General features: G+C 67.6%; 19 protein-coding genes. 5 read left to right on the plus strand and 14 right to left on the minus strand.

Annotated elements, in window-relative coordinates:
- Positions 1-12: 12 nt before the first annotated feature.
- The 6 genes from ACZ6IE_RS09465 to ACZ6IE_RS09490 all read right to left on the minus strand — a co-directional run bounded on the left by ACZ6IE_RS09465 (position 13) and on the right by ACZ6IE_RS09490 (position 6,694).
- The gene (locus ACZ6IE_RS09465) at positions 13-1,077 is read right to left on the minus strand and encodes an AAA family ATPase (protein ID WP_464607733.1); all 1,065 of its coding nucleotides are present in this window, start codon (positions 1,075-1,077) and stop codon (positions 13-15) included.
- 16 nt (positions 1,078-1,093) lie between these two features.
- On the minus strand, positions 1,094-2,251 hold the full coding sequence (gene ispG / locus ACZ6IE_RS09470; protein WP_077055397.1) for a flavodoxin-dependent (E)-4-hydroxy-3-methylbut-2-enyl-diphosphate synthase: 1,158 nt from the start codon (positions 2,249-2,251) through the stop codon (positions 1,094-1,096).
- Between the two features lie 113 nt (positions 2,252-2,364).
- Positions 2,365-2,748 (minus strand): SHOCT domain-containing protein, encoded by a 384-nt coding sequence (locus ACZ6IE_RS09475; protein WP_464607734.1) that lies wholly within the window; start codon positions 2,746-2,748, stop codon positions 2,365-2,367.
- Positions 2,749-2,867: 119 nt separating this feature from the next.
- Positions 2,868-3,530, minus strand: coding sequence for a response regulator (locus ACZ6IE_RS09480; RefSeq protein WP_464607735.1), 663 nt, complete (start codon positions 3,528-3,530; stop codon positions 2,868-2,870).
- Positions 3,527-5,047 carry a sensor histidine kinase gene (locus tag ACZ6IE_RS09485; protein ID WP_464607736.1) on the minus strand — a complete coding sequence of 507 codons (1,521 nt, stop codon included), beginning with the start codon at positions 5,045-5,047 and terminating at the stop codon, positions 3,527-3,529. Before ACZ6IE_RS09485 ends, ACZ6IE_RS09480 begins: the two co-directional genes overlap by 4 nt.
- A gap of 102 nt (positions 5,048-5,149) precedes the next feature.
- Positions 5,150-6,694 carry a M50 family metallopeptidase gene (locus tag ACZ6IE_RS09490; protein ID WP_464607737.1) on the minus strand — a complete coding sequence of 515 codons (1,545 nt, stop codon included), beginning with the start codon at positions 6,692-6,694 and terminating at the stop codon, positions 5,150-5,152.
- Between the two features lie 111 nt (positions 6,695-6,805).
- Between ACZ6IE_RS09490 and ACZ6IE_RS09495 the strand changes: the two genes are divergently transcribed.
- Positions 6,806-8,344: a Mur ligase family protein gene (locus tag ACZ6IE_RS09495; RefSeq protein WP_464607738.1), complete on the plus strand. Its 1,539-nt coding sequence runs from the start codon at positions 6,806-6,808 to the stop codon at positions 8,342-8,344.
- Positions 8,345-8,353: 9 nt separating this feature from the next.
- On the opposite strand, the gene dxr is transcribed toward ACZ6IE_RS09495, so the two are convergent.
- Positions 8,354-9,448, minus strand: a complete 1,095-nt coding sequence (dxr, locus tag ACZ6IE_RS09500; protein WP_464607739.1) for a 1-deoxy-D-xylulose-5-phosphate reductoisomerase — start codon at positions 9,446-9,448, stop codon at positions 8,354-8,356.
- Positions 9,449-9,576: 128 nt separating this feature from the next.
- Positions 9,577-10,554, minus strand: a complete 978-nt coding sequence (locus ACZ6IE_RS09505; RefSeq protein ID WP_464607740.1) for an FKBP-type peptidyl-prolyl cis-trans isomerase — start codon at positions 10,552-10,554, stop codon at positions 9,577-9,579.
- A 245-nt stretch (positions 10,555-10,799) separates the two neighbouring features.
- Here ACZ6IE_RS09505 and ACZ6IE_RS09510 point away from each other — a divergent pair, with 245 nt between their 5' ends.
- Positions 10,800-11,480 (plus strand): lysophospholipid acyltransferase family protein, encoded by a 681-nt coding sequence (locus ACZ6IE_RS09510; RefSeq protein WP_464608622.1) that lies wholly within the window; start codon positions 10,800-10,802, stop codon positions 11,478-11,480.
- 51 nt (positions 11,481-11,531) lie between these two features.
- On the opposite strand, the gene ACZ6IE_RS09515 is transcribed toward ACZ6IE_RS09510, so the two are convergent.
- Entirely contained in the window at positions 11,532-12,008 is a 477-nt protein-coding gene (locus ACZ6IE_RS09515) for an OsmC family protein (protein ID WP_464607741.1), read from the minus strand.
- Between the two features lie 95 nt (positions 12,009-12,103).
- Here ACZ6IE_RS09515 and ACZ6IE_RS09520 point away from each other — a divergent pair, with 95 nt between their 5' ends.
- A complete protein-coding gene (locus ACZ6IE_RS09520; protein ID WP_464607742.1) occupies positions 12,104-13,111 on the plus strand; it encodes an asparaginase in 1,008 nt (335 codons plus the stop codon).
- 117 nt (positions 13,112-13,228) lie between these two features.
- On the opposite strand, the gene ACZ6IE_RS09525 is transcribed toward ACZ6IE_RS09520, so the two are convergent.
- Entirely contained in the window at positions 13,229-14,008 is a 780-nt protein-coding gene (locus ACZ6IE_RS09525) for a PP2C family protein-serine/threonine phosphatase (RefSeq protein ID WP_238592227.1), read from the minus strand.
- 152 nt (positions 14,009-14,160) lie between these two features.
- On the opposite strand from ACZ6IE_RS09525, the gene ACZ6IE_RS09530 reads away from it, so the two are divergent.
- Positions 14,161-14,769, plus strand: a complete 609-nt coding sequence (locus ACZ6IE_RS09530) for a TspO/MBR family protein (protein ID WP_464607743.1) — start codon at positions 14,161-14,163, stop codon at positions 14,767-14,769.
- Between the two features lie 129 nt (positions 14,770-14,898).
- Here the strand turns inward: ACZ6IE_RS09530 and ACZ6IE_RS09535 are convergent, their stop codons facing one another.
- On the minus strand, positions 14,899-15,876 hold the full coding sequence (locus ACZ6IE_RS09535) for an aldo/keto reductase (protein WP_464607744.1): 978 nt from the start codon (positions 15,874-15,876) through the stop codon (positions 14,899-14,901).
- Between the two features lie 150 nt (positions 15,877-16,026).
- Between ACZ6IE_RS09535 and ACZ6IE_RS09540 the strand changes: the two genes are divergently transcribed.
- Positions 16,027-16,563 carry a methylated-DNA--[protein]-cysteine S-methyltransferase gene (locus ACZ6IE_RS09540; protein WP_464607745.1) on the plus strand — a complete coding sequence of 179 codons (537 nt, stop codon included), beginning with the start codon at positions 16,027-16,029 and terminating at the stop codon, positions 16,561-16,563.
- Here the strand turns inward: ACZ6IE_RS09540 and ACZ6IE_RS09545 are convergent.
- From ACZ6IE_RS09545 to atpD, 3 genes are read right to left on the minus strand one after another with little or no spacing between them, the layout of a single operon-like run.
- On the minus strand, positions 16,523-17,299 hold the full coding sequence (locus tag ACZ6IE_RS09545) for a YaaA family protein (RefSeq protein ID WP_464607746.1): 777 nt from the start codon (positions 17,297-17,299) through the stop codon (positions 16,523-16,525). The genes ACZ6IE_RS09540 and ACZ6IE_RS09545 overlap by 41 nt on opposite strands.
- Before the next feature lie 28 nt (positions 17,300-17,327).
- A complete protein-coding gene (locus ACZ6IE_RS09550) occupies positions 17,328-17,597 on the minus strand; it encodes a F0F1 ATP synthase subunit epsilon (protein WP_077055385.1) in 270 nt (89 codons plus the stop codon).
- Between the two features lie 2 nt (positions 17,598-17,599).
- Positions 17,600-19,066: a F0F1 ATP synthase subunit beta gene (gene atpD / locus ACZ6IE_RS09555; protein ID WP_077055384.1), complete on the minus strand. Its 1,467-nt coding sequence runs from the start codon at positions 19,064-19,066 to the stop codon at positions 17,600-17,602.
- Between the last annotated feature and the right edge of the window lies 1 nt (position 19,067).

The raw sequence follows: 19,067 nt of genomic DNA on the forward strand, positions 1-19,067 counted from the left end.
CTTCTGGGGCGATCAGGGTGCTTGGATGGCGCCGAAGATCGCGTCGATGATGGTCTCGGGTGTCACCCCGTCGGCGTCGGCTTCGAAACCGAGGATCAGTCGGTGCCGCAAGACCTGGTAGCGATAGCTCTTCACGTCTTCGGGGATCACGTGGCCGCGGCCGGACAGCAGCGCGAGGGCGCGGGCCACGCTGGCGAAGGCGATGCTGGCACGTGGGCTTGCGCCGTATTCGACATAGCCCGCGAGTGCCGGCGGCAGGTATTGCTCGGCGTGACGCGTGACATAGACGGCCTGCACGATGTAGTTGAGCACGGCCGGGTCGAGGTAGACGCGATGGACGAGCTTTTGCAGAAAACGCACGTCATCGAGCGTGACGGCCTGGCCGTGGGTGCCGCCCGGTTCGTAGACGCCGGCGTTGACGCGGCGCACGATCTCGGCTTCTTCGGCGGGGCTCGGGTAGCCGAGCACCTCTTTCACGAGGAAGCGGTCGAGCTGCGCCTCGGGCAGGTGGTAGGTACCCTCCTGCTCGATGGGGTTCTGCGTCGCGAGCACGATGAACGGCGAGGGCAGCGGATGGTTCTCCCCGCCGATCGTCGTCTGCCGCTCTTGCATGGCCTCGAGCATGGCCGATTGGGTTTTCGCGCTCGACCGGTTGATCTCGTCGAGCAACACGAAGTTGGCGTGGACGGGCCCGAGCTGTGTGCCGAACGTGGCCGTGGCCGGGTCGTAGATCTGCGTGCCGATGATGTCGGCGGGCAGGAGGTCGGGCGTGCACTGAATGCGACGGAAGCTGGCCGACACCGACTCGGCGATAGATTCGGCCGCCGTCGTCTTTGCCAGACCGGGGACGCTCTCGAGCAGCACGTGCCCACCCGTGATCAGGGCGACCAGCAGCGTGGTGCGCAGGCTGTCCTGGCCCACGACCTTCTGGCTGTAGCCGGCCACGATCGTGTCGAAGATGCGGCGCGCGCGCTGCAACTCATCGGGCGTGATGGGACCGGTGCCCGCGCCGGAGGCCGGACCGGGCGCGGGGGGCGCACCGATCGGTCCGGCTGCGGGCGGAGGGGTAATGGTCATGCGGCCACTGCCTTCGTTAGGAACCGACCGTCACCACCGGGCTGCCGGTCGACGTGTCGTCGGCGGGCATCTCCGCGGCGAGCCGGTTGGCTTCGTCGATCAGGGTCTGGACGATCTCGGACTCGGGGACGGTCTTGATGACCTCGCCCTTGACGAAGATCTGGCCCTTGCCGTTGCCCGAGGCGACGCCGAGGTCGGCCTCGCGCGCTTCTCCGGGACCGTTGACGACGCAACCCATGACGGCCACGCGCAGCGGAACGGTCATGCCTTCGAGGCCGTCGGTGACATCGTTGGCGAGCTTGTAGACGTCGACCTGGGCGCGGCCGCAGCTCGGGCACGAGACGATCTCGAGTTTGCGCTCGCGCAGGTTGAGCGACTGCAGGATCTGCAGGCCGACCTTGACCTCTTCGGCGGGGGGCGCCGACAGCGACACGCGGATGGTGTCGCCGATGCCCTCGGACAGGAGGATGCCGAAAGCCGTGGCGCTCTTGATCGTGCCCTGGAACGACGGGCCGGCCTCGGTGACGCCGAGGTGCAGGGGCCAGTCGCCGCGCTCGGCGAGCAGACGGTAGGCCTTGACCATGATGATGGGGTCGTTGTGCTTGACCGAGATCTTGAAGTCGTGGAAGTCGTGCTCCTCGAAGAGGCTCGCCTCCCAGACGGCGCTCTCGACGAGGGCCTCGGGCGTGGCCTTGCCGTACTTCTGCAGCAGGCGCGGGTCGAGCGAACCGGCGTTGACACCGATGCGCACCGACACGCCGGCGGCCTTGGCTCGGCGCGCGATCTCGCCGACCTGGTCATCGAATTTTCGGATGTTGCCGGGGTTCACGCGAACCGCGGCGCAGCCGGCGTCGATGGCCGCATAGACGTAGTTCGGCTGGAAGTGGATGTCGGCGATCACGGGGATCTGGCTCTTCTTCGCGATGATCGGAAGAGCTTCGGCGTCGTCGCGGCTCGGAACGGCCACCCGCACGATGTCGCAGCCGGATGCCGTGAGTTCGGCGATCTGCTGCAGTGTCGCGTTGATGTTGGGGGTGGGTGTCGTGGTCATCGACTGCACGCTCACGGGAGCGTCGCCACCGACGAGAACTTTACCGACCTTGATCTGACGGGACTTACGCCTCGGCGCCAGAACTTCAGGGACTTTAGGGAGACCCAAATTGACTGCTACCACTCGCTCAGTTTAGGTCCTCTTGGTGTGCACGCGCTGCGAATCGGTGAGGGATGCCTGCGCCGCACCGCCCGGCTACACTGCTGGTCGTGCCGCAGCGAGCCGGGCTGTTGCGATCAGCGCTGTTGCGGCATCCCCGGGCCGGTGCCCGCTCCGGGCCCGAAACCGCCGCCGAAACCGGGGCCTTGGGGCGAGTGCAGGCTGGACGACCGGATGACCTCGAGGCGGGCCCGGTATTCGACCTCGTCGATGTCGCCGCGCGCGAAACGCTCGGCCAGCACCTTCTCGGCGCCGCCCTGTGCCTCGGACTGCCAGTGCTGGCGCATGTATTCGCGCCGTTCGCCGGCGCGCTTCGACCAGCGGCGACCGAAAACGGCGAAGAGGACGATGGCCACGATCAGCCAGAAGAACGGGATGAGCAGGAACCACAGGTGTGCTCCCGGGCCGGGGCCGTAACCGGGGTAGTGCTGAGCCAGTGTGGCGAGTGCGGTGTCAAGCATCTTTCCTCCTCGACGGTCGCTGATCGACCGTCCTGAGGAAAGCCTCCTCCCGCCCGGCTCGCGCCACATCTGCCCTCGGGATGCTTCGCCGCTACTCCCCGGGGCGCACGGCGGGCGCGTTACCCCCAGCCGGGCGCTACGAGCCCCGACTCATAGGCCACGACCACGAGTCGCACGCGGTCCCGGGCATCGAGTTTCTGCATGATGCGCGACACGTGGGTCTTGGCGGTGAGCGGGCTGAGAAACAGGGTCGCGCCGATCTCGTCATTGCTGAGGCCGCGCCCGACGAGGGCGAGCACTTCCCGCTCACGCTCGGTGAGCGGGGCGAGCGCCTCGGTGTCCACCGTCTGCCTGAGCGCGGGCGACACGCGCTGCAGGAGTGTGCGAGTGACCCCGGGCGAGAGCAGTGCGTCACCGGACGCGACGACCCGCACGGCGCGGATGAGTTCGACCGGTTCGGTGTCTTTCACGAGGAAACCACTCGCACCGGCGGCTATGGCGTCGATGACGTAGTCGTCGAGTTCGAACGTCGTGACGACGACGACCCGGGTCGATGCGAGGGCGGGATCGGCGACGATCTGCCCGGTGGCCCAGATGCCGTCGCCCCGAGGCATCCGGATGTCCATCAGGACCACGTCCGGGTGATGCACCGTCGCGAGCGCCACCACCTCCTCTCCCGTCGACGCTTCGGCCACCACCTCGATGCCCTCTTCGGCGTGCAGGATCGCGCGGAAACCCGCGCGGATGAGGGCCTGATCGTCGGCCAGGAGCACACGGATCATGCGCGAACCTCCAGAGGGAAGACGGCGACGACACGCCAACCGCCGGTGGATGTGGGCCCCGCAGAGAACGTGCCGCCCAGCAACTCGGCACGCTCGCGCATGCCGAGCAGACCGTTGCCGGGCGAAACGGGCGGCACGGGATCAGGCGACGCGGCGTCGCCGGCGTTGCCGCTGCCACTGCCGTTGCCGTTGCCGTTGCCGTTGCCGTTGCCGTTTCCGTTTCCGTTTCCGTTTCCGTTGCCGCCATCGTCTTCGACGGTGACGACCACCGTGTCGACGCCGCGCTCCACTCGAACGCGGGCCGAGACGGATGAGCTGTGGCGCACGACGTTCGTCAACGACTCTTGAACGATGCGATAGACCGATTGGCCGACACTCAGCGGCACACCGGCCGTATCGGCGAGCGACACCGAGCCGTCGACGTTCACACCGCCGGCCCGTACGGTCTCGAAGAGGTCGTCGAGCCGGTCGAGGCCCGGCCCGGGGGCGCGCGGCCCCGGCGCGCTCGTCATGTGGCCGGGATCGTCGCCGGAGCCCGACCGCGAGCCGGCGGGCGCGGATGACCCGTCGAGCACGCCGGTATTCGACCGCCACCCGTCGTCGCGGTGCCCGAACACGTCGCCGCCGGGCCCCGGGTCGCGCAGGATGCCGAGCACGCTACGCACCTCGGCGAGCGCCGCCGCAGAGGTCTCCTTCACATTGACGAGCGCGCGCCGCGCCTCGGCCGGGTCTCGATCCATGAGGTGCAGGCCCGCGTTGGCCTGCACGGTGATCTGCGAGAGCGAGTGCCCGAGCACATCGTGCAACTCTCGGGCGATACGAACGCGCTCCTGCTGACCCGCCGCCTCCTGTCGGGCCTCGTCGGCGCGGCGTCGCGCCACGGCATCTTCATAGAACTTCTGGCGCACATCGCTGCGGCGCTTCGAGAACTCGGCCGCGCCCACGACGACGAGTAGGCCGAGAGTGGTGGGCGCGACGAGGCGCGGGGCCCACGGGGCGCCCGAGAGCGGCCCCAGGAACACCACGAGCATCCAGGCTGCCGCGAGCGAGATGTAGGCCCAGGCCCGGGCGCCGTGACGCACGGCGAGGATCACCGCGAAGGCCACCGATACGAAGGGCGGGCCGACGGGCGACAGGAGCGCCTCGCCCGAGGTCGCCGCGATGATGGCGACCACGACCGTGCGCGGGTAACGCCGGATGACGGCGAGCGCGAACGAGGTGAGCACAGCGAGCACGAGGGCCAGAACGGAGATCCAGATCGAGCCGATCGCACCGAACGCGACCTCGAACGCGTCGGAGCCCGGCCCGATGCCGCCGCCGAGATCGGGGCCGGGGCCCGGGCCACGTGCGGGGCCCCCCGCGCCCAGCCAACCGGAGATCTGATGGGCGAGGAGCAGGAGCGCTGCGGGAACTTGCACGACGAGCGACACCACGACAGGCATCCACACGCGCACGGCACGCGGAGGGCCGGAACGACGCCCGTCGAACAGCGGGGCGGGCGGAGGGGGCGGCGTCATTCCTGAAGCGTACCCGCCAGGCATCGCGCGCGAATCGGCCCGTCGAACGAGCGGAAAAGCGGCACTACTCCCCCGGGAGTACGGCCGTCGCAGAGGACGCAGCTAGCCGAAAAGGTTCGCGGGCTTCACGATGTCGGCGTAGATCAGGATGGCACTCATCGCCATGAAGAAGATCACCACGACGAACGTCAGCGGCATGAGCTTAGCCGCGTCGACCGGCCCCGGATCGGGTCGCCCGAACAGTTTGGCGAAGAACCGGCGAATGCCCTCCCACAGCGCCGTGACGACGTGTCCGCCGTCGAGCGGCATGAGCGGCACCAGGTTGATGACGAAGAGCGCGATGTTGAGCGACCCCAGCACGGCGAAGAGCGAGGCCCCCTTCGACACGAACGGGATCTGATCTGACGCCGCCACTTCGCCCGCGATGCGCCCGACGCCGACCACGCTGATGGGGCCGTTCGGGTCGCGCTCGCCCGGCCCGAATGCCGCGTTCAGCACGTCGCCCATGCGCTGAGGCAGGTGGATGATGATGTCGGCGACGCCCGAGACGCTCTGCCACACCATGGGGCCCGTGGCTGTGACGGGCTGCTGCTGCACCTCTTGTGTCGACGAAATGCCGACGAAACCGACCTCTTCGGTCTTCGGCGAGCCATCGGCGTTCTCGACCACACGGTTGGCGGTGTCGTAGACGTATCGCTTCGTCAGCAGCGGCGTGAGCGTGACGCTCTGCTCGGCCCCGTCGCGCTCGATGACGACGTCGAGCGCGTCACCGGAGGACTGACGGATGATCGCGGTCGACTCGGCCCAGGTGGAGACCTGCGTGCCATTGATCGACACGATCGTGTCGCCCGGCTTGAGGCCCGCGGCGGCGCCCGGGGCGAGCGGGTCGGAGGCGTCGCACGCCGTCTGGGTGCTGCCTGCGGGAAGCACGCATTCGCTCACCATCGACAGGGTCGTGGTCTGCACGGGCGCACCGAAAGCGACGAGTGAGATGCCGAAGAAGACGAAGGCGAGCACCAGGTTCATGAAGGGCCCGCCCAACATGATGATGATGCGCTTGTAGACCGGCAGACGGTAGAAGGCCCGGTGGTCCTCACCTTCCCCGATGGTCTCGGCGCTGCCCTCGCGGGCATCCTCGGCCATCGATCCGAAGAAGCGGCGCCGCTCGCCCTCGTCGAGCGGTGGGAAGTCGGTCGCACCCGCCGAGACGACCTCGACGCGAGCATCCGGGGACTGGTCGATCGGCACGGATGCCCCGGGGCCGCCCTCGAGCGTGTCGGCCGAGCCATCCGCTGCCTGACCCTCGGCCTGCCGGGCGTCGCGCCGCGTTTTCACCGCGCTGCCCTCTTGCACCATGGCCTCGAAAACGCTCGTCGTGGCATTGCGCGCGGCTCCACCCGTCTTCGACGGCGGATACATGCCGATCATCGAGATGTAGCCGCCCAGGGGAATGAGCTTGAGGCCATATTCGGTCTCACCTCGGCGCCGCGAGAACAGCGTGCGCCCGAAGCCGATCATGTATTGCGTGACCTTGACCCCGAAGAGTTTGGCCGGCACGAGGTGGCCCACTTCGTGCAGGCCGATAGACACGATGAGGCCCACCAGAACGATGAGCACACCGAGAACATAGAGAAGCGCCGATTCCACCTTGAGAAGATACCGCCCGGCGCTCGAAAGTTGCTGTGCGGGCTATGAGACGATGGGATGGCTTCCCACCAGGCAAGCGAGAAAGAAGGACGAATCTCCGTGGAATCGCGTATGCCGCCGGTACTCCGGCCCGACACCCCGCCCGTGAAATCCCTCGCCGATCTGGCGACGCATTTCGGACTCGGGGTCGAGGGCGACATCGACGGGGTCAGCCTGAACGGCATCACCCTCTCCACAAACGATCTGCAGCGGGGCGAAGTCTACGTCGCGATCCAAGGTGCGAACAGGCACGGAGCATCCTTCGCCGCCGACGCGCGTGACAAAGGTGCCGTCGCGATTTTGACGGATGCCGCGGGCGCCGAGTTGGCCCGAGACGCGGGCCTGCCCGTTCTCATCACCGAGTCGCCCCGCGTCGTGCTCGGCATGATCTCGGCCTGGGTCTATGACACCGGCACCGATATGCCCACGCTCTACGCCATCACGGGCACCAACGGCAAGACGTCGACCGCGCACTTGCTCGAGGGCATCCTGCAGCAGGTCGGCCTCGTGACGGGCCTGAGCTCGACGGCCGAACGTCACATCGGCGATCTGACCATCGTGTCGCGGCTCACCACACCCGAGTCGAGCGAGATGCACGCTCTGCTCGCCCGCATGCGCGAGTCGGGTGTCCAGGCCGTCGCCGTCGAGGTCAGCGCGCAGGCCCTCAGCCGCCACCGGGTCGACGGCATCATGTTCGACGTCGCCGCATTCACCAACCTGAGCCACGATCACTTCGACGACTACCGTGACTTCGACGACTACATGGATGCGAAGGTCGCCCTGTTCCAGCCCGACCGCGCTCGCCGCGGCGTCGTGTCGCTCGACACCGCATGGGGCGAAGGCCTCGTGAAACGCGCCGGCATCCCGGTCGTGACCATCACGTCGCTGCCCGACACCGAAGCGAACTGGATCGTCACGATCGGCGACGAGAAGCCCGAATACACCGAGTTCTCGCTCACACACGCGGCCCACGGCACGCTGCACTCGCGCATCCCGCTGATCGGGGCGCACATGGCTGCGAACGCCGGACTCGCGATCGCCATGATGGTCGAGGGCGGCATCCCGTTCACCGATATCGACGCCGCGCTCACGCGGGATGGCGGCGTGAAGGCCTACCTGCCGGGCCGCACCGAACGCGTGTCGGGCGACACGGGCCCCACCGTCTATGTCGACTTCGGCCACAGCCCCGACGCGTTCGAGAAGACGCTCGCGGCCGTGCGCCGCGTCACCCCGGGCCGCGTGATCATGGTCTTCGGTGCAGACGGCGACCGCGATGCGACCAAACGTCACGATATGGCGAAGGAAGCCGTGCTCGGCAGCGACATCCTCGTGATCACCGACCACCACCCGCGCTTCGAAGACCCCGACTCGATTCGCGCGACGCTCGTCGAAGGCGCTCGTGCGGCTCGGCCCGACGGCGACATCCACGAAGTGTCTCCGCCCGAAGCCGCCATCCGCGAGGCCGTCTCGCTGGCGCGCGAGGGCGACGCGATCTTGTGGGCGGGCCCGGGACACCAGGACTATCGCGATATCCGTGGCGTGCGCACGCCCTACTCGGCGCGCGAGGAAGCCCGCAAGGCGCTGCACGAGGCCGGCTGGGACGCGTCCTAGGCTCTGCCGCTAGGCGCGGGCGCTGCGGCGGGCGATGACGGCGTCCGCTGCCCGGCGGGCATCGCTCTCGACGGCCGCCAGCGACTCGAGCGTGAGCGTGTCGACCTCGTCGTGCTCGTCGACGACCTGGTCGACGGTGTCGAGGATGTCGAGATAGCCGATGCGTCCATCATGGAAGGCCAGCACGGCCTGCTCGTTGGCCGCGTTGAAGACGGCCGGGTACGTGCCCCCGGCGCGCCCGACCTTCTTGGCCAGCGAGACGGCGGGGAATGCCTCGTCGTCGAGCGGCTCGAACGTCCAGCTCTGCGCCGTCGTCCAGTCGAGCGGCTTTCCAACGCCCGAGACCCGGTTCGGCCAATCGAGACCGAGCGAGATGGGCAGACGCATGTCGGGCGGCGACGCCTGGGCGATGGTCGAGCCATCCACGAATTCGACCATCGAGTGCACGATCGATTGCGGATGCACGGTCACGGCGATGTCTTCATAGGCCACGTCGAACAAGAGGTGGGCCTCGATCACTTCGAGGCCCTTGTTGACGAGGGTCGACGAGTTCGTGGTGACCATGAGCCCCATGTCCCAGGTGGGGTGAGCGAGAGCCTCCCGGGGTGTGACGTCCGCGAGTGAGGCGCGCGTGCGCCCGCGGAAGGGGCCGCCGGATGCCGTCAGCACGAGTCGCTGCACCTCGGCCGCCGAGCCCGAGCGCAGGGCCTGAGCGATGGCCGAGTGCTCCGAATCGACGGGCACGATCTGGCCGGGCGCGGCGAGCTGCTTTACGAGGTCGCCGCCGACGATGAGGGATTCCTTGTTGGCAAGCGCGAGCTGCTTTCCCGCGCGCAGCGTCGCGAGGGTCGGGCCGAGGCCGATCGAACCCGTGATGCCGTTGATGACGACGTCGGCTTCGACATCCGTCACCAGCTGCTCGGCCTCGTCGGCACCGAGCGCCGTGTGCTCGACCCCGAAATCCTCGGCCTGCTCGGCCAGCACGGCGGCATTGGAGCCCGTGCCGAGGCCGACGATCTCGAACTTCTCTGGGTTGGCCCGGATGACGTCGAGCGCCTGGGTGCCGATCGAACCGCTGCTGCCGAGGATGATGACGCGTCGCATGTTGTCCACCCTAGCCCGGTGGGCCGGAAGCACGACCTGCGCTCGGACGCGGACATGAACGAAGCGACGCCCCGGGCCTGTCGGCATCCGGGGCGTCGCGAGCGGCCAAGAACTGGCAGCAGAACCGCTTAGCGCGAGGTCTGCAGGATATCGATCACGAAGACGAGGTCGTCGGTGCCGCCGATGCCCGCGCTGGGCTGGCCGGCATCGCCGTAGCCGAGGGCAGGCGGAATGACCACGAGCACCTGCGAGCCGACCTTCTGGCCGACGAGGGCCTGCGAGAAGCCCTTGACGACGCCGGTGGTCTGGAAGGACGCGATCTGCTTGCCCCAGCTCTCATCGAACACCTTGCCGGTGGTCCAGTTGGTGCCCTGGTACTGCACCGAAACCGTGTCGCCCTCTTGCACCTCTTCGCCGTCGCCCTGCTTCAGCACCGCGAGCTTCAGGTCTTTCGGCGCCTCGGTGTCGGGAATGGTGACCGTGGGGCGACCGTCGTCGTCGAGCGTGACCTTGGGCATGCCCTCGACCTCGGGCTGCGGTTCTCCCGTGGCGCGGTCAGGGGTGATGCTCAGGATGTCGGCCACGATGACGACGTCTTCGTCGGCCTTGACGGCGCTGTCGCTCGAGCCGGTCGTGCCGAAGGCGTCGGCCGAGTCGACCAGGGCGACCACGCGCGAGCCGACCGGAACACATTCGATGGCCCGCACGAAGCCGGGCAGGAACTGCGTGTCGTCGACCGTGGCGGCGGCCTTCTGCATGGGCGCGACCTCGGCACCCGTCTGGGCGTTGTACATGGTGATCGAGACCTCGACGGTGTCGCCCGTCTTCGTCTCGTCGCCCGTTCCCGTGATCGCCAGGGTGCGCTGCGTGGCGTCGATGGCGAGCGGGGCCGGGATCTCGACCGTGGGCGCCTCGCCCAGGTTGCCCGAAACCTTGACCGATTCGACTTCGCTGCCCGACGGCGTGTCCTTGCAGGGCGACGCGGTTGCCGCGGCGCTCGACGAGGCCGACGGCGTGCTGGTGGGGCTGGCGCCGCCCGAACACGCGCTCAACAGAAGGGCGGATGCTGCGGCAGCGGCCAACAGCGCGGGAACACGTTTCTGCACGACGATCACTTTCGTTGAAGGGGAATGCGACTAGTCTGCCCGACGAAACTGTGTATTGCCGCACGCGATCAGGCTCAGATCATCCGTGCCGCTCGGTTCGCAACACGCGGACGACCAGACCATTCCGGCCGTGGAATGTCTTGCCCTGTAGCCTCATCTGCGTGCCAGCCGAGGAAGAAACACGAGAAACTGCCGACGTCGCGTCGTCGTCGGGCCCCGTCTATGCGCTCGGGCGCCTCGTGCTCATGCCCATCGCACGCCTCATCTACCGCCCGAAAGTCGTGGGGCGCAAGAACGTGCCCCGCCACGGCCGGGTGATCCTGGCCAGCAACCACCAGTCGTTCATCGACAGCATCGCCATCCCCGTCGTCACGCCGCGGCGCGTGCAGTTCCTGGCCAAGTCGACCTACTTCGAGGGCACCGGCGCCAAGGGCTGGATGTCTCGAGTCTTCTTCGAGTCCATCGGCGCCGTCGCCGTGCGCCGCGGTGCGGGAGCGGCCGCGCAGGAAGCGCTCGACGAGGGCAAGAAAATCCTCGAATCCGAGAGTGCCTTCGCCATCTACCCCGAGGGGACCCGCTCGCTCGACGGCCGCCTCTATCGCGGTCGCACGGGTGTCGCCTGGCTCGCGCTCTCGACCGGCGCCCCCGTCGTGCCCGTCGGGCTCATCGGCACCGACGAGCTCATGCCCGTCGGCACCAAGATGCCGAAACTCAAGAAGGTCAGCGTCATCTTCGGCGAGCCCATCGACGTGTCGCACCACGGACCCGCGACGAGCGGACGCGCCAGACGAGCCGCGACCGACGAGATCATGGCCGCCATCCACGCCCTGACGGGTCAGGAGTTGGCGCACGCCTACAACGAGTCCCCGCCCGCGGACGCCATGGAGAAGTTCAAGCGCAACATCCTGCGGCGCGAACGGTTCTAGCGGGTCGACAGCGGGCCTCGACGCCGTCTCGCGCCCATGCGGCTGATCTGATCAGGACGCGACGCGGATCTCTGGTTCGTGCAGCACCGGGAAGTTCATCGAACGCGCGATGAAGCAGAGTTCTGAGGCGCGCTTGTGCGCCGTGCGCGCGGCATCCACCATGGATGCGTCGGCCACCGTCACCACGGGCCGCAGCAGCACCTGCGTGAACTCGCCCCCGGCCTTGCCGTCTTCGACCATCGTTCCGAGGGCCTCGTCGCGGTAGTCGGTGACGACGACGCCGACCGTCGTGACGACGTAGAGGTAGGACAGCATGTGGCACTGGGCGAGGGCCGCGAGCAGGAGCTCTTCGGGGTTCCATCGCGCCGGATCACCGCGGAAAGGGACGTCGGCCGACCCCAGGATGTCGGGTTTGCCCGACGCGCGCACCGTGAGATCGCGGCTGTACTCGCGATAGCTCGACGTGCCCGTTCCGGTGTTACCCGTCCACTCGGCGTTGATCGTGTACACATGCTCGGGACCGGTCATCCCCCCAGTCTGCCACGCTCGGCACAGGTGCGCTCGGGCCGCTACGCTTGTTGCGGCGGAGCGTCGGGCGCCGCAGAAAAACGGAGAACCAACACGTGTCAGACATCACCGCAGAAACCTTCCCCGCATCCTCAGCCCGAGAGCTCGCGGTGGTCGTGCGCAACGGCTTCGTCGAGTCGCGGCACCTGGGTTCGGCGATCGTCATCGACCAACACGCCGACGTCATCCGCGAGATCGGCGACCCGCAGGCGCCCGTGATCCCGCGCTCCACCCTCAAGCCGTTCCAGGCCATCGCCGTCATGAACGCGGGGGTGGGCCTGCGCGGTGCCGCCGCCGTGCTGGCGACGGCGAGCCACGCGGGCACGCAGCGCCACGTGTCGGTGGTGCGCAGCATCCTGGCCCAGGCCGGTCTCACCGAAGATGCGCTGCAGTGCCCCGCCGATTGGCCGGCCGACAGTGCCGCGCGCGACGAGCTGGTGCGCGACGGCAGCGGCCCCTCCCCCGTCTACATGAACTGCTCGGGCAAACACGCCGCCATGCTGCTCGCCTGCGCCACCAATGGCTGGCCCATCGACACGTACCTCGACGTCGACCACCCGCTGCAGCGCGCCATCCTCGACGTGATCGAGCGCTTCACGGGTGAGAAGCCCCAGGCCACCGCGGTCGACGGATGCGGGGCGCCCGTGCACGCCATCAGCCTCGCCGGTCTCGCCCGCGGCATCGGTCGGGTGCGCACGTCGTCGCCCACCTCGCCCTTCGCGCTCTACCGCAACGCGGGCATCCTGACGCAGGCCGTGCTGGCGGATGGCTGGGCGCTCGACGGCGTCGGCCGTGACAACACGCTCGTCATCGACCGCCTAGGAGTCTTGGCGAAGCTCGGCGCCGAGGGCGTCATGGTCATGGCGGCCCCCGACGGCACCACGGTCGCGGCCAAGATTCTCGACGGCAGCCTGCGCGCGGCGACGGTCGTGGCCCTGCGACTGCTCACCGACGCGGGTGCGCTCAGCCGCAACGATGTCGACGACCTGCTGCCTCAGCTGCACCTCGAGGTTCTGGGCGGCGGCCAGCCTGTCGGCATGATCCAGGTGTCGCCCGGCCTCTAACGGGCGAGCGGTTGCCCGGTCGGCACGCAGCGCTGTGCAGTCTGCGCGTCGCGGCGCCGTGCAGTCAGCGCGTCCCGGCGCCGTGCAGTCAGCGCGCCGCGCTCGGCACCCGGCTCGCTACGGCGTGATGAGCTCGTCGAGCACGATCGCCGACACGTTGTCGCGGCCGCCGTTGTCGAGCGCTGCCGTGACCATGAGCTCGACCGCCTCTTTCGGCGATTCGGCGCGCATGAGGAAGTGCTGCAGACCGTAGTCGGTGAGCTCTTTCGTGAGCCCGTCGGAGCAGACGAGCCAGCGGGCACCCGAGGTGGCGGGGACATCCGTGTAGTCGGGCACGGGATCTTCGGTGAAACCGACCGCGCGCGTGATGACGTTGCCGTGCGGGTGCGTCTCGGCCTCGTCGGGCGTGATGGCACCGATCGCGATGAGCTCTTGCACGACCGAGTGGTCGAGCGTGACCTGGATGAGTTCATCCCCCAGCAGCCGGTAGACCCGGGAGTCGCCGATGTTGAACACGGTCCAGCCGGGGGTCGGCGTGCTGGCGAGCATGAGCCCGGTCACGGTCGTGCCCGTGCCGAGGTCGCTCTGACCGACCTGGTTGAACATGTCCTCGACGGCGTCGCGCAGGGCCTCTTCGATGGTCTCTCGATCGACGTGCTTGCCTTCTGCCACCAGCCCGCGGAACCGCTCGACGACAGCCGCGCTCGCGACCTCGCCGGCGTCGTGACCGCCCATGCCGTCGGCAACGGCGAAGACGGGCAACTCGACGATGAGCGCGTCTTGGTTGACCTGGCGTTTGCGACCGGTGTCGGTGACCGCGGCCCAATTGAGGGACAGGGTGCGCCCGTCGGAGAGGTCGACAGCGCCCGAACCGGTTCGCACGTCGATGTCGGTCACCCGGGGTCCTTTCGGCAGGGGAACAAGGCAGTGTGCAAAAGTCTAGTGTCTCTGAGCCGATCTCAGTGGCATACGGCGCGCGTCACTTCAAGCCCTTCACATTAGTCAGCTAGCTTACTAAGTTGGGGGAACGATATCGAGGAGGCAGCATCATGACACACGACGACCGCGTCGACCACAACCGCCGCAACAACCGCGATAGCAGCGAAAGCCACGGCCCGCGCGGTGGCGCGATGACGTCGGGCGCGAATCGACCGCGGCCCACGAGCCTGGGTCGCGACATCCTGATGCTGATCGTCTTCATCGCCATCTCGTTCGCGGTGGCGGCGATCGGTTCGATCGGCACGGCCGGGAACGTCGACGGATGGTACGCCACGGCCGAGAAGGCGCCGTGGAACCCGCCCAACTTCTTGTTCGGCCCCGTGTGGACCGTTCTCTATCTGCTCATGTCGATGGCCGCCTGGCTCGTGTGGCGGCGGCGCTACAGTGTCGATACGCGGCCCGCTTTGATGGCGTATGTGGTGCAACTCGTGCTCAACAGCATCTGGACCCCGGTCTTCTTCGGCCTGTACCCGGTCATGGGCCCCGCCGCGCTGTGGCTCGCGCTCGCGATCATCGTGCTGCTCGACGTCGCCGTGTTGATCACCATGCTGCGGTTCTGGCCGATCCGGAAGGCGTCGGCCGTGATGCTCATCCCCTATTGGGCGTGGGTGCTCTTCGCGACGACGTTGAACGCGGCCCTGGCCGTGCTCAACAGCTGAAGGCGACTCTGGCTCTGCCGGCCTCGGCTCTGACTCGAGCTGTGCCGGCTCTGGCTCGAAACTCTGGATGGCTCGAAACTCGGGGTTACTCGAAAACTCTGGGTGACTCTGAAGTCTGGGTCGCTCCGATCAGGAGTTCGCCGGGCCCGGAAACAGCCTGTCGATCTCTGCCACCTCCGCGGGGGCCGGCGTCCACGCCACACCCGCCGCGGCGTTCTCGCGAATCTGGGCGGCCGTCGTCGCACCCGCGATGACGCTCGAGAGGTTCGGCTGCGCCAGCAACCACCCGAACGTGACCTCGAGCAGGGTGCGCCCGCGCGCCTCGGCGAAGGACTGGAGCGCCTCGATGGCATCCCACGGAGCGTCGTCGAGAAGGTGTTTGCGAATGCGCATGATGCGGGAATCGGCGGGGCCGCCGTCGCGCGTGAACTTGCCCGTGAAGAGGCCGTTGTAGAGCGGGAAGAAGGGCAGGAAGCCGAGCCCGAATCGTTGCACCGCCGGAAGGACTTCGCGTTCGGCATCCCGCACGATGAGGCTGAACTCGTTCTGCGCCGAGATGAAACGGGGATGCGAGCCCAACACGGCCTCGTAGTCGGCCTCGGCGATCTGCCACCCGCTCAGGTTGGAGTGCCCGATGTACCGCACCTTGCCCTCGGTGATGAGGTCGTCGAGCACGCTCAGGGTCTCGTCGATGGGTGTCGTCGGGTCGGGCGTGTGCAGCTGGTAGAGGTCGATCCACTCGGTGCCGAGGCGCCTGAGGGATGCCTCGACCGCGCGTCGCACATAACGCCTCGAGCCTCGGGCCCAGGGCTGGTTGATCCCGCCGTCGAGTGTCGCGTGGCCGAACTTCGTGGCCACCACCACGTCGTCACGGCGCCCCACCAGCGCGCGCCCGAGCAGCTCTTCGCTGAGCCCGGGATGCTTGCCGTACACGTCGGCCGTGTCGAAGAAGTTCACGCCGCTCTCGAGGGCCGCAGCGACGACGGATGTCGTTCCCTCCTGCGTTTCGGTGAGGGTGTCCGCTCGCCCGAAGTTGTTGCAGCCGACGCCGACGGCCGAGACCATCAATCCGGAGCGGCCGAGGGGACGGTAGAGCATGTCGGTCATGTCATCCACCCTACGACGCCTTCTTCTCCACAGCCCTCTGGGCCATCAATTTCTCCACAGGTCTCGCCCACTCCCCCGCACTCCACCCGCCATCCCTAATCTGAAAGGACGAACAACCCGCTCGCACGAGCACACAACGATCGGGGCCACATGCCAGCAATCATCTCGTTTCCGTCCCCTGTCGGCGTCATCACGCTCCAGGCCGAGGGCGGCTTCATCACCAGCTGCGACATCGGTCGGACGACCTGGCGGCCTGAGACACTGACGTCGGGAAGCCCTGCGCCGTCCGCTCCCTCCGCGTTCGTGCGCGGCGCCGCGAAGCAGGTCCTCGATTTCCTCGACGGCGACCGCGTGTCATTCGACCTGCGGGTCGAGGTCTCGGGCACGGCTTTCCAACACGCCGTCTGGCGAACACTCGCGACGATCCCGTTCGGCTCCACCATTACCTACGGCGAGATCGCCGCGGCCGTCGGGGCACCGCGGGCGGGCCGTGCGGTGGGTGCAGCGGTCGCAGCCAACCCCGTGCCGCTCCTCGTGCCCTGTCACCGCGTGTTGGGCACCCGACGCAACCCGGTCGGTTACGACCGCGGCTCGGGGCTCGACACCAAGCTCTGGCTCCTGCGCCTCGAGAGCATCCCGTTCCACGTCACGAAGCCGCGGGCGTCATCTCTCGAGTCGGTGCGATGAGTGCGATCTCATGGGCTGGAGACGGGTCGCCGACCTCGAAGCCGACCTCGGCGGCCCAGGCGCGCAGCCCATCGATATCGTCGAATGCGACTTGATTCTGCACGAGGGCCCGGGTGAAGAGCCCCTTGGTCTTCTTGTTGAAATGATTCAGGGCTCGCGTCTCACCATCGGCGCCGCGGGCCATCACGCGCACGTAGAGCCGCTGCGCCGACAACTCGAGGGGCCCAAGTTCGGCATACCCCTCCGAGCGCAGGTCGAGCACAAGGCCGGGCACCTGAGCGAGCTCGTGCCTGATGCCGCGCCCCCACTGTTGACGCAACCCGCCCTCGGGCAGCCGGGAGCTGTGCGACAGGCGGTAAGCGGGGATCGGGTCGAGGGCACCGACCGGGCCGAACAGCGACGAGTGCACGACGACGTGCTCGTGGGCGAACGCGCGTTGCGCCTCGGTGAGCGTCGGAGCGTCGAGGGCGTCGAAGAGAACACCCGTGTACCGGTCTATGGCGGGCATCACGGCGGCCGTGTGCAGCGCGCGGTTGCGCTCGACCTCACCCATCTGTCTGGCGCTGATCTTCAGGGCCTTCATAGATGCATCCGGGTCGGCCGCGAGGTCGGCGAGTTGCTCGATGAGCGACTGGCGGTAGGGGGTCAACGCTGGGAACCTCAACTCCTCCAGATACGACGAACGCCCCGTGCCGCCATCCCGCTTCGTCTCAGACGGAGGCAGGATGACAAGCACGGGGCGTACGCGGTGAAGAGAGGAGGAGTTACTTGACGAGGCTGGCGTTGCCAGCCACGACGGTCACCGTGTTGTTCTCGACGGACAGGAATCCGTCGGACGCATCAGCGGTGATCTTCTGACCGTTGTCGGTCGTAACGCGGACCTGGCCTTCTGCCAGGACGGCGAGCATAGGCTCGTGCCCCGGCAGAATGCCGATTTCGCCTTCGACCGTCTTCGCGACCACCATCGACGCCTGGCCCGACCACACTTCGTGGTCGGCGGCGACGACGCTGACCTGCAGCTTCGAGGAAGCCATGATCAGCCGTTCTCCTTCTGGATCTGAGCCCACTTCTCTTCGACATCGGAGATAGCACCGACGTTGAAGAAGGCCTGCTCGGCCACGTGGTCGAACTCACCCTTGGCGATGGCATCGAACGACTCGACGGTCTCCTTGAGGGGAACCGTGGAACCCTCGACACCCGTGAACTTCTTCGCCATGTAGGTGTTCTGCGAGAGGAACTGCTGAATGCGACGGGCCCGCGAAACGGTGACCTTGTCTTCTTCGGAGAGCTCGTCGACACCGAGGATGGCGATGATCTCCTGCAGTTCCTTGTTCTTCTGGAGGATCTGCTTGACCGTGGTGGCCACGCGGTAGTGGTCCTCGCCCAAGTAACGGGGGTCGAGGATGCGGCTCGTCGAGGTCAGCGGGTCGACGGCCGGGTAGAGGCCCTTCGACGCGATTTCACGCGACAGCTCGGTGGTGGCGTCGAGGTGGGCGAACGTGGTCGCCGGAGCCGGGTCGGTGTAGTCATCGGCCGGCACGTAGATCGCCTGCAGCGAGGTGATCGAGTGCCCACGCGTCGAGGTGATGCGCTCCTGGAGAACACCCATCTCGTCGGCGAGGTTCGGCTGGTAACCCACGGCCGAAGGCATACGACCGAGAAGGGTCGACACCTCGGAACCGGCCTGCGTGAAGCGGAAGATGTTGTCGATGAACAACAGCACGTCCTGCTTCTGTACGTCGCGGAAGTACTCCGCCATCGTCAGGGCCGACAGGGCGACGCGCAGACGCGTTCCCGGCGGCTCGTCCATCTGGCCGAAGACAAGGGCGGTCTTGTCGAAGACGCCCGCCTCTTCCATTTCGGCGATGAGGTCGTTGCCCTCACGGGTGCGCTCGCCCACACCGGCGAACACAGACACACCACCGTGGTCCTGCGCAACGCGCTGGATCATTTCCTGGATCAGAACGGTCTTACCGACACCGGCACCACCGAACAGACCGATCTTTCCACCCTGCACGTAGGGGGTCAGGAGGTCGATGACCTTGATGCCGGTCTCGAAGAGCTGCGTCTTCGATTCGAGCTGGTCGAATGCCGGCGGACGGCGGTGGATCGGCCAACGCTCGGTGATCTCGACGGTCTCGCCAGGCTTGCCGTTGAGGATCTTGCCCGTGACGTCGAAGACCTTACCCTTGGTGACGTCACCGACGGGAACCGAAATCGGAGCGCCCGTGTTGCGCACTTCCTGGCCGCGGACGAGTCCGTCCGTCGGCTTCAGGGCGATGGCGCGAACCAGGTCGTCACCGAGGTGCTGGGCAACCTCGAGGGTGATGTCGGTGTGCTCGTCGCCGATGGTGATCGTCGTTTCGAGGGCGTTGTAGACCTCGGGGATCGAGTCGTGGGGGAACTCGATGTCCACCACGGGGCCGGTGACGCGAGCGATGCGGCCGGCGGCGAGCGTGGCCACTCCGGCGCTTCCCGCCTCAGCTGTCGCTGTATCTGTCATT

Source organism: Okibacterium sp. AC114 (assembly GCF_979253355.1).

Bases quoted from the DNA above. Each gene is read 5' to 3' on its own strand.
- ACZ6IE_RS09465 (WP_464607733.1), bottom strand. From the start codon at position 1,077: ATGACCATTACCCCTCCGCCCGCAGCCGGACCGATCGGTGCGCCCCCC.
- ACZ6IE_RS09485 (WP_464607736.1), bottom strand. From the start codon at position 5,047: ATGACGCCGCCCCCTCCGCCCGCCCCGCTGTTCGACGGGCGTCGTTCC.
- ACZ6IE_RS09535 (WP_464607744.1), bottom strand. From the start codon at position 15,876: ATGACCGACATGCTCTACCGTCCCCTCGGCCGCTCCGGATTGATGGTC.
- dxr (WP_464607739.1), bottom strand. From the start codon at position 9,448: ATGCGACGCGTCATCATCCTCGGCAGCAGCGGTTCGATCGGCACCCAG.
- atpD (WP_077055384.1), bottom strand. From the start codon at position 19,066: ATGACAGATACAGCGACAGCTGAGGCGGGAAGCGCCGGAGTGGCCACG.
- ACZ6IE_RS09515 (WP_464607741.1), bottom strand. From the start codon at position 12,008: ATGACCGGTCCCGAGCATGTGTACACGATCAACGCCGAGTGGACGGGT.
- ACZ6IE_RS09510 (WP_464608622.1), top strand. From the start codon at position 10,800: ATGCCCATCGCACGCCTCATCTACCGCCCGAAAGTCGTGGGGCGCAAG.
- ACZ6IE_RS09475 (WP_464607734.1), bottom strand. From the start codon at position 2,748: ATGCTTGACACCGCACTCGCCACACTGGCTCAGCACTACCCCGGTTAC.
- ACZ6IE_RS09495 (WP_464607738.1), top strand. From the start codon at position 6,806: ATGCCGCCGGTACTCCGGCCCGACACCCCGCCCGTGAAATCCCTCGCC.
- ACZ6IE_RS09540 (WP_464607745.1), top strand. From the start codon at position 16,027: ATGCCAGCAATCATCTCGTTTCCGTCCCCTGTCGGCGTCATCACGCTC.
- ACZ6IE_RS09530 (WP_464607743.1), top strand. From the start codon at position 14,161: ATGACACACGACGACCGCGTCGACCACAACCGCCGCAACAACCGCGAT.
- ACZ6IE_RS09550 (WP_077055385.1), bottom strand. From the start codon at position 17,597: ATGGCTTCCTCGAAGCTGCAGGTCAGCGTCGTCGCCGCCGACCACGAA.
- ACZ6IE_RS09480 (WP_464607735.1), bottom strand. From the start codon at position 3,530: ATGATCCGTGTGCTCCTGGCCGACGATCAGGCCCTCATCCGCGCGGGT.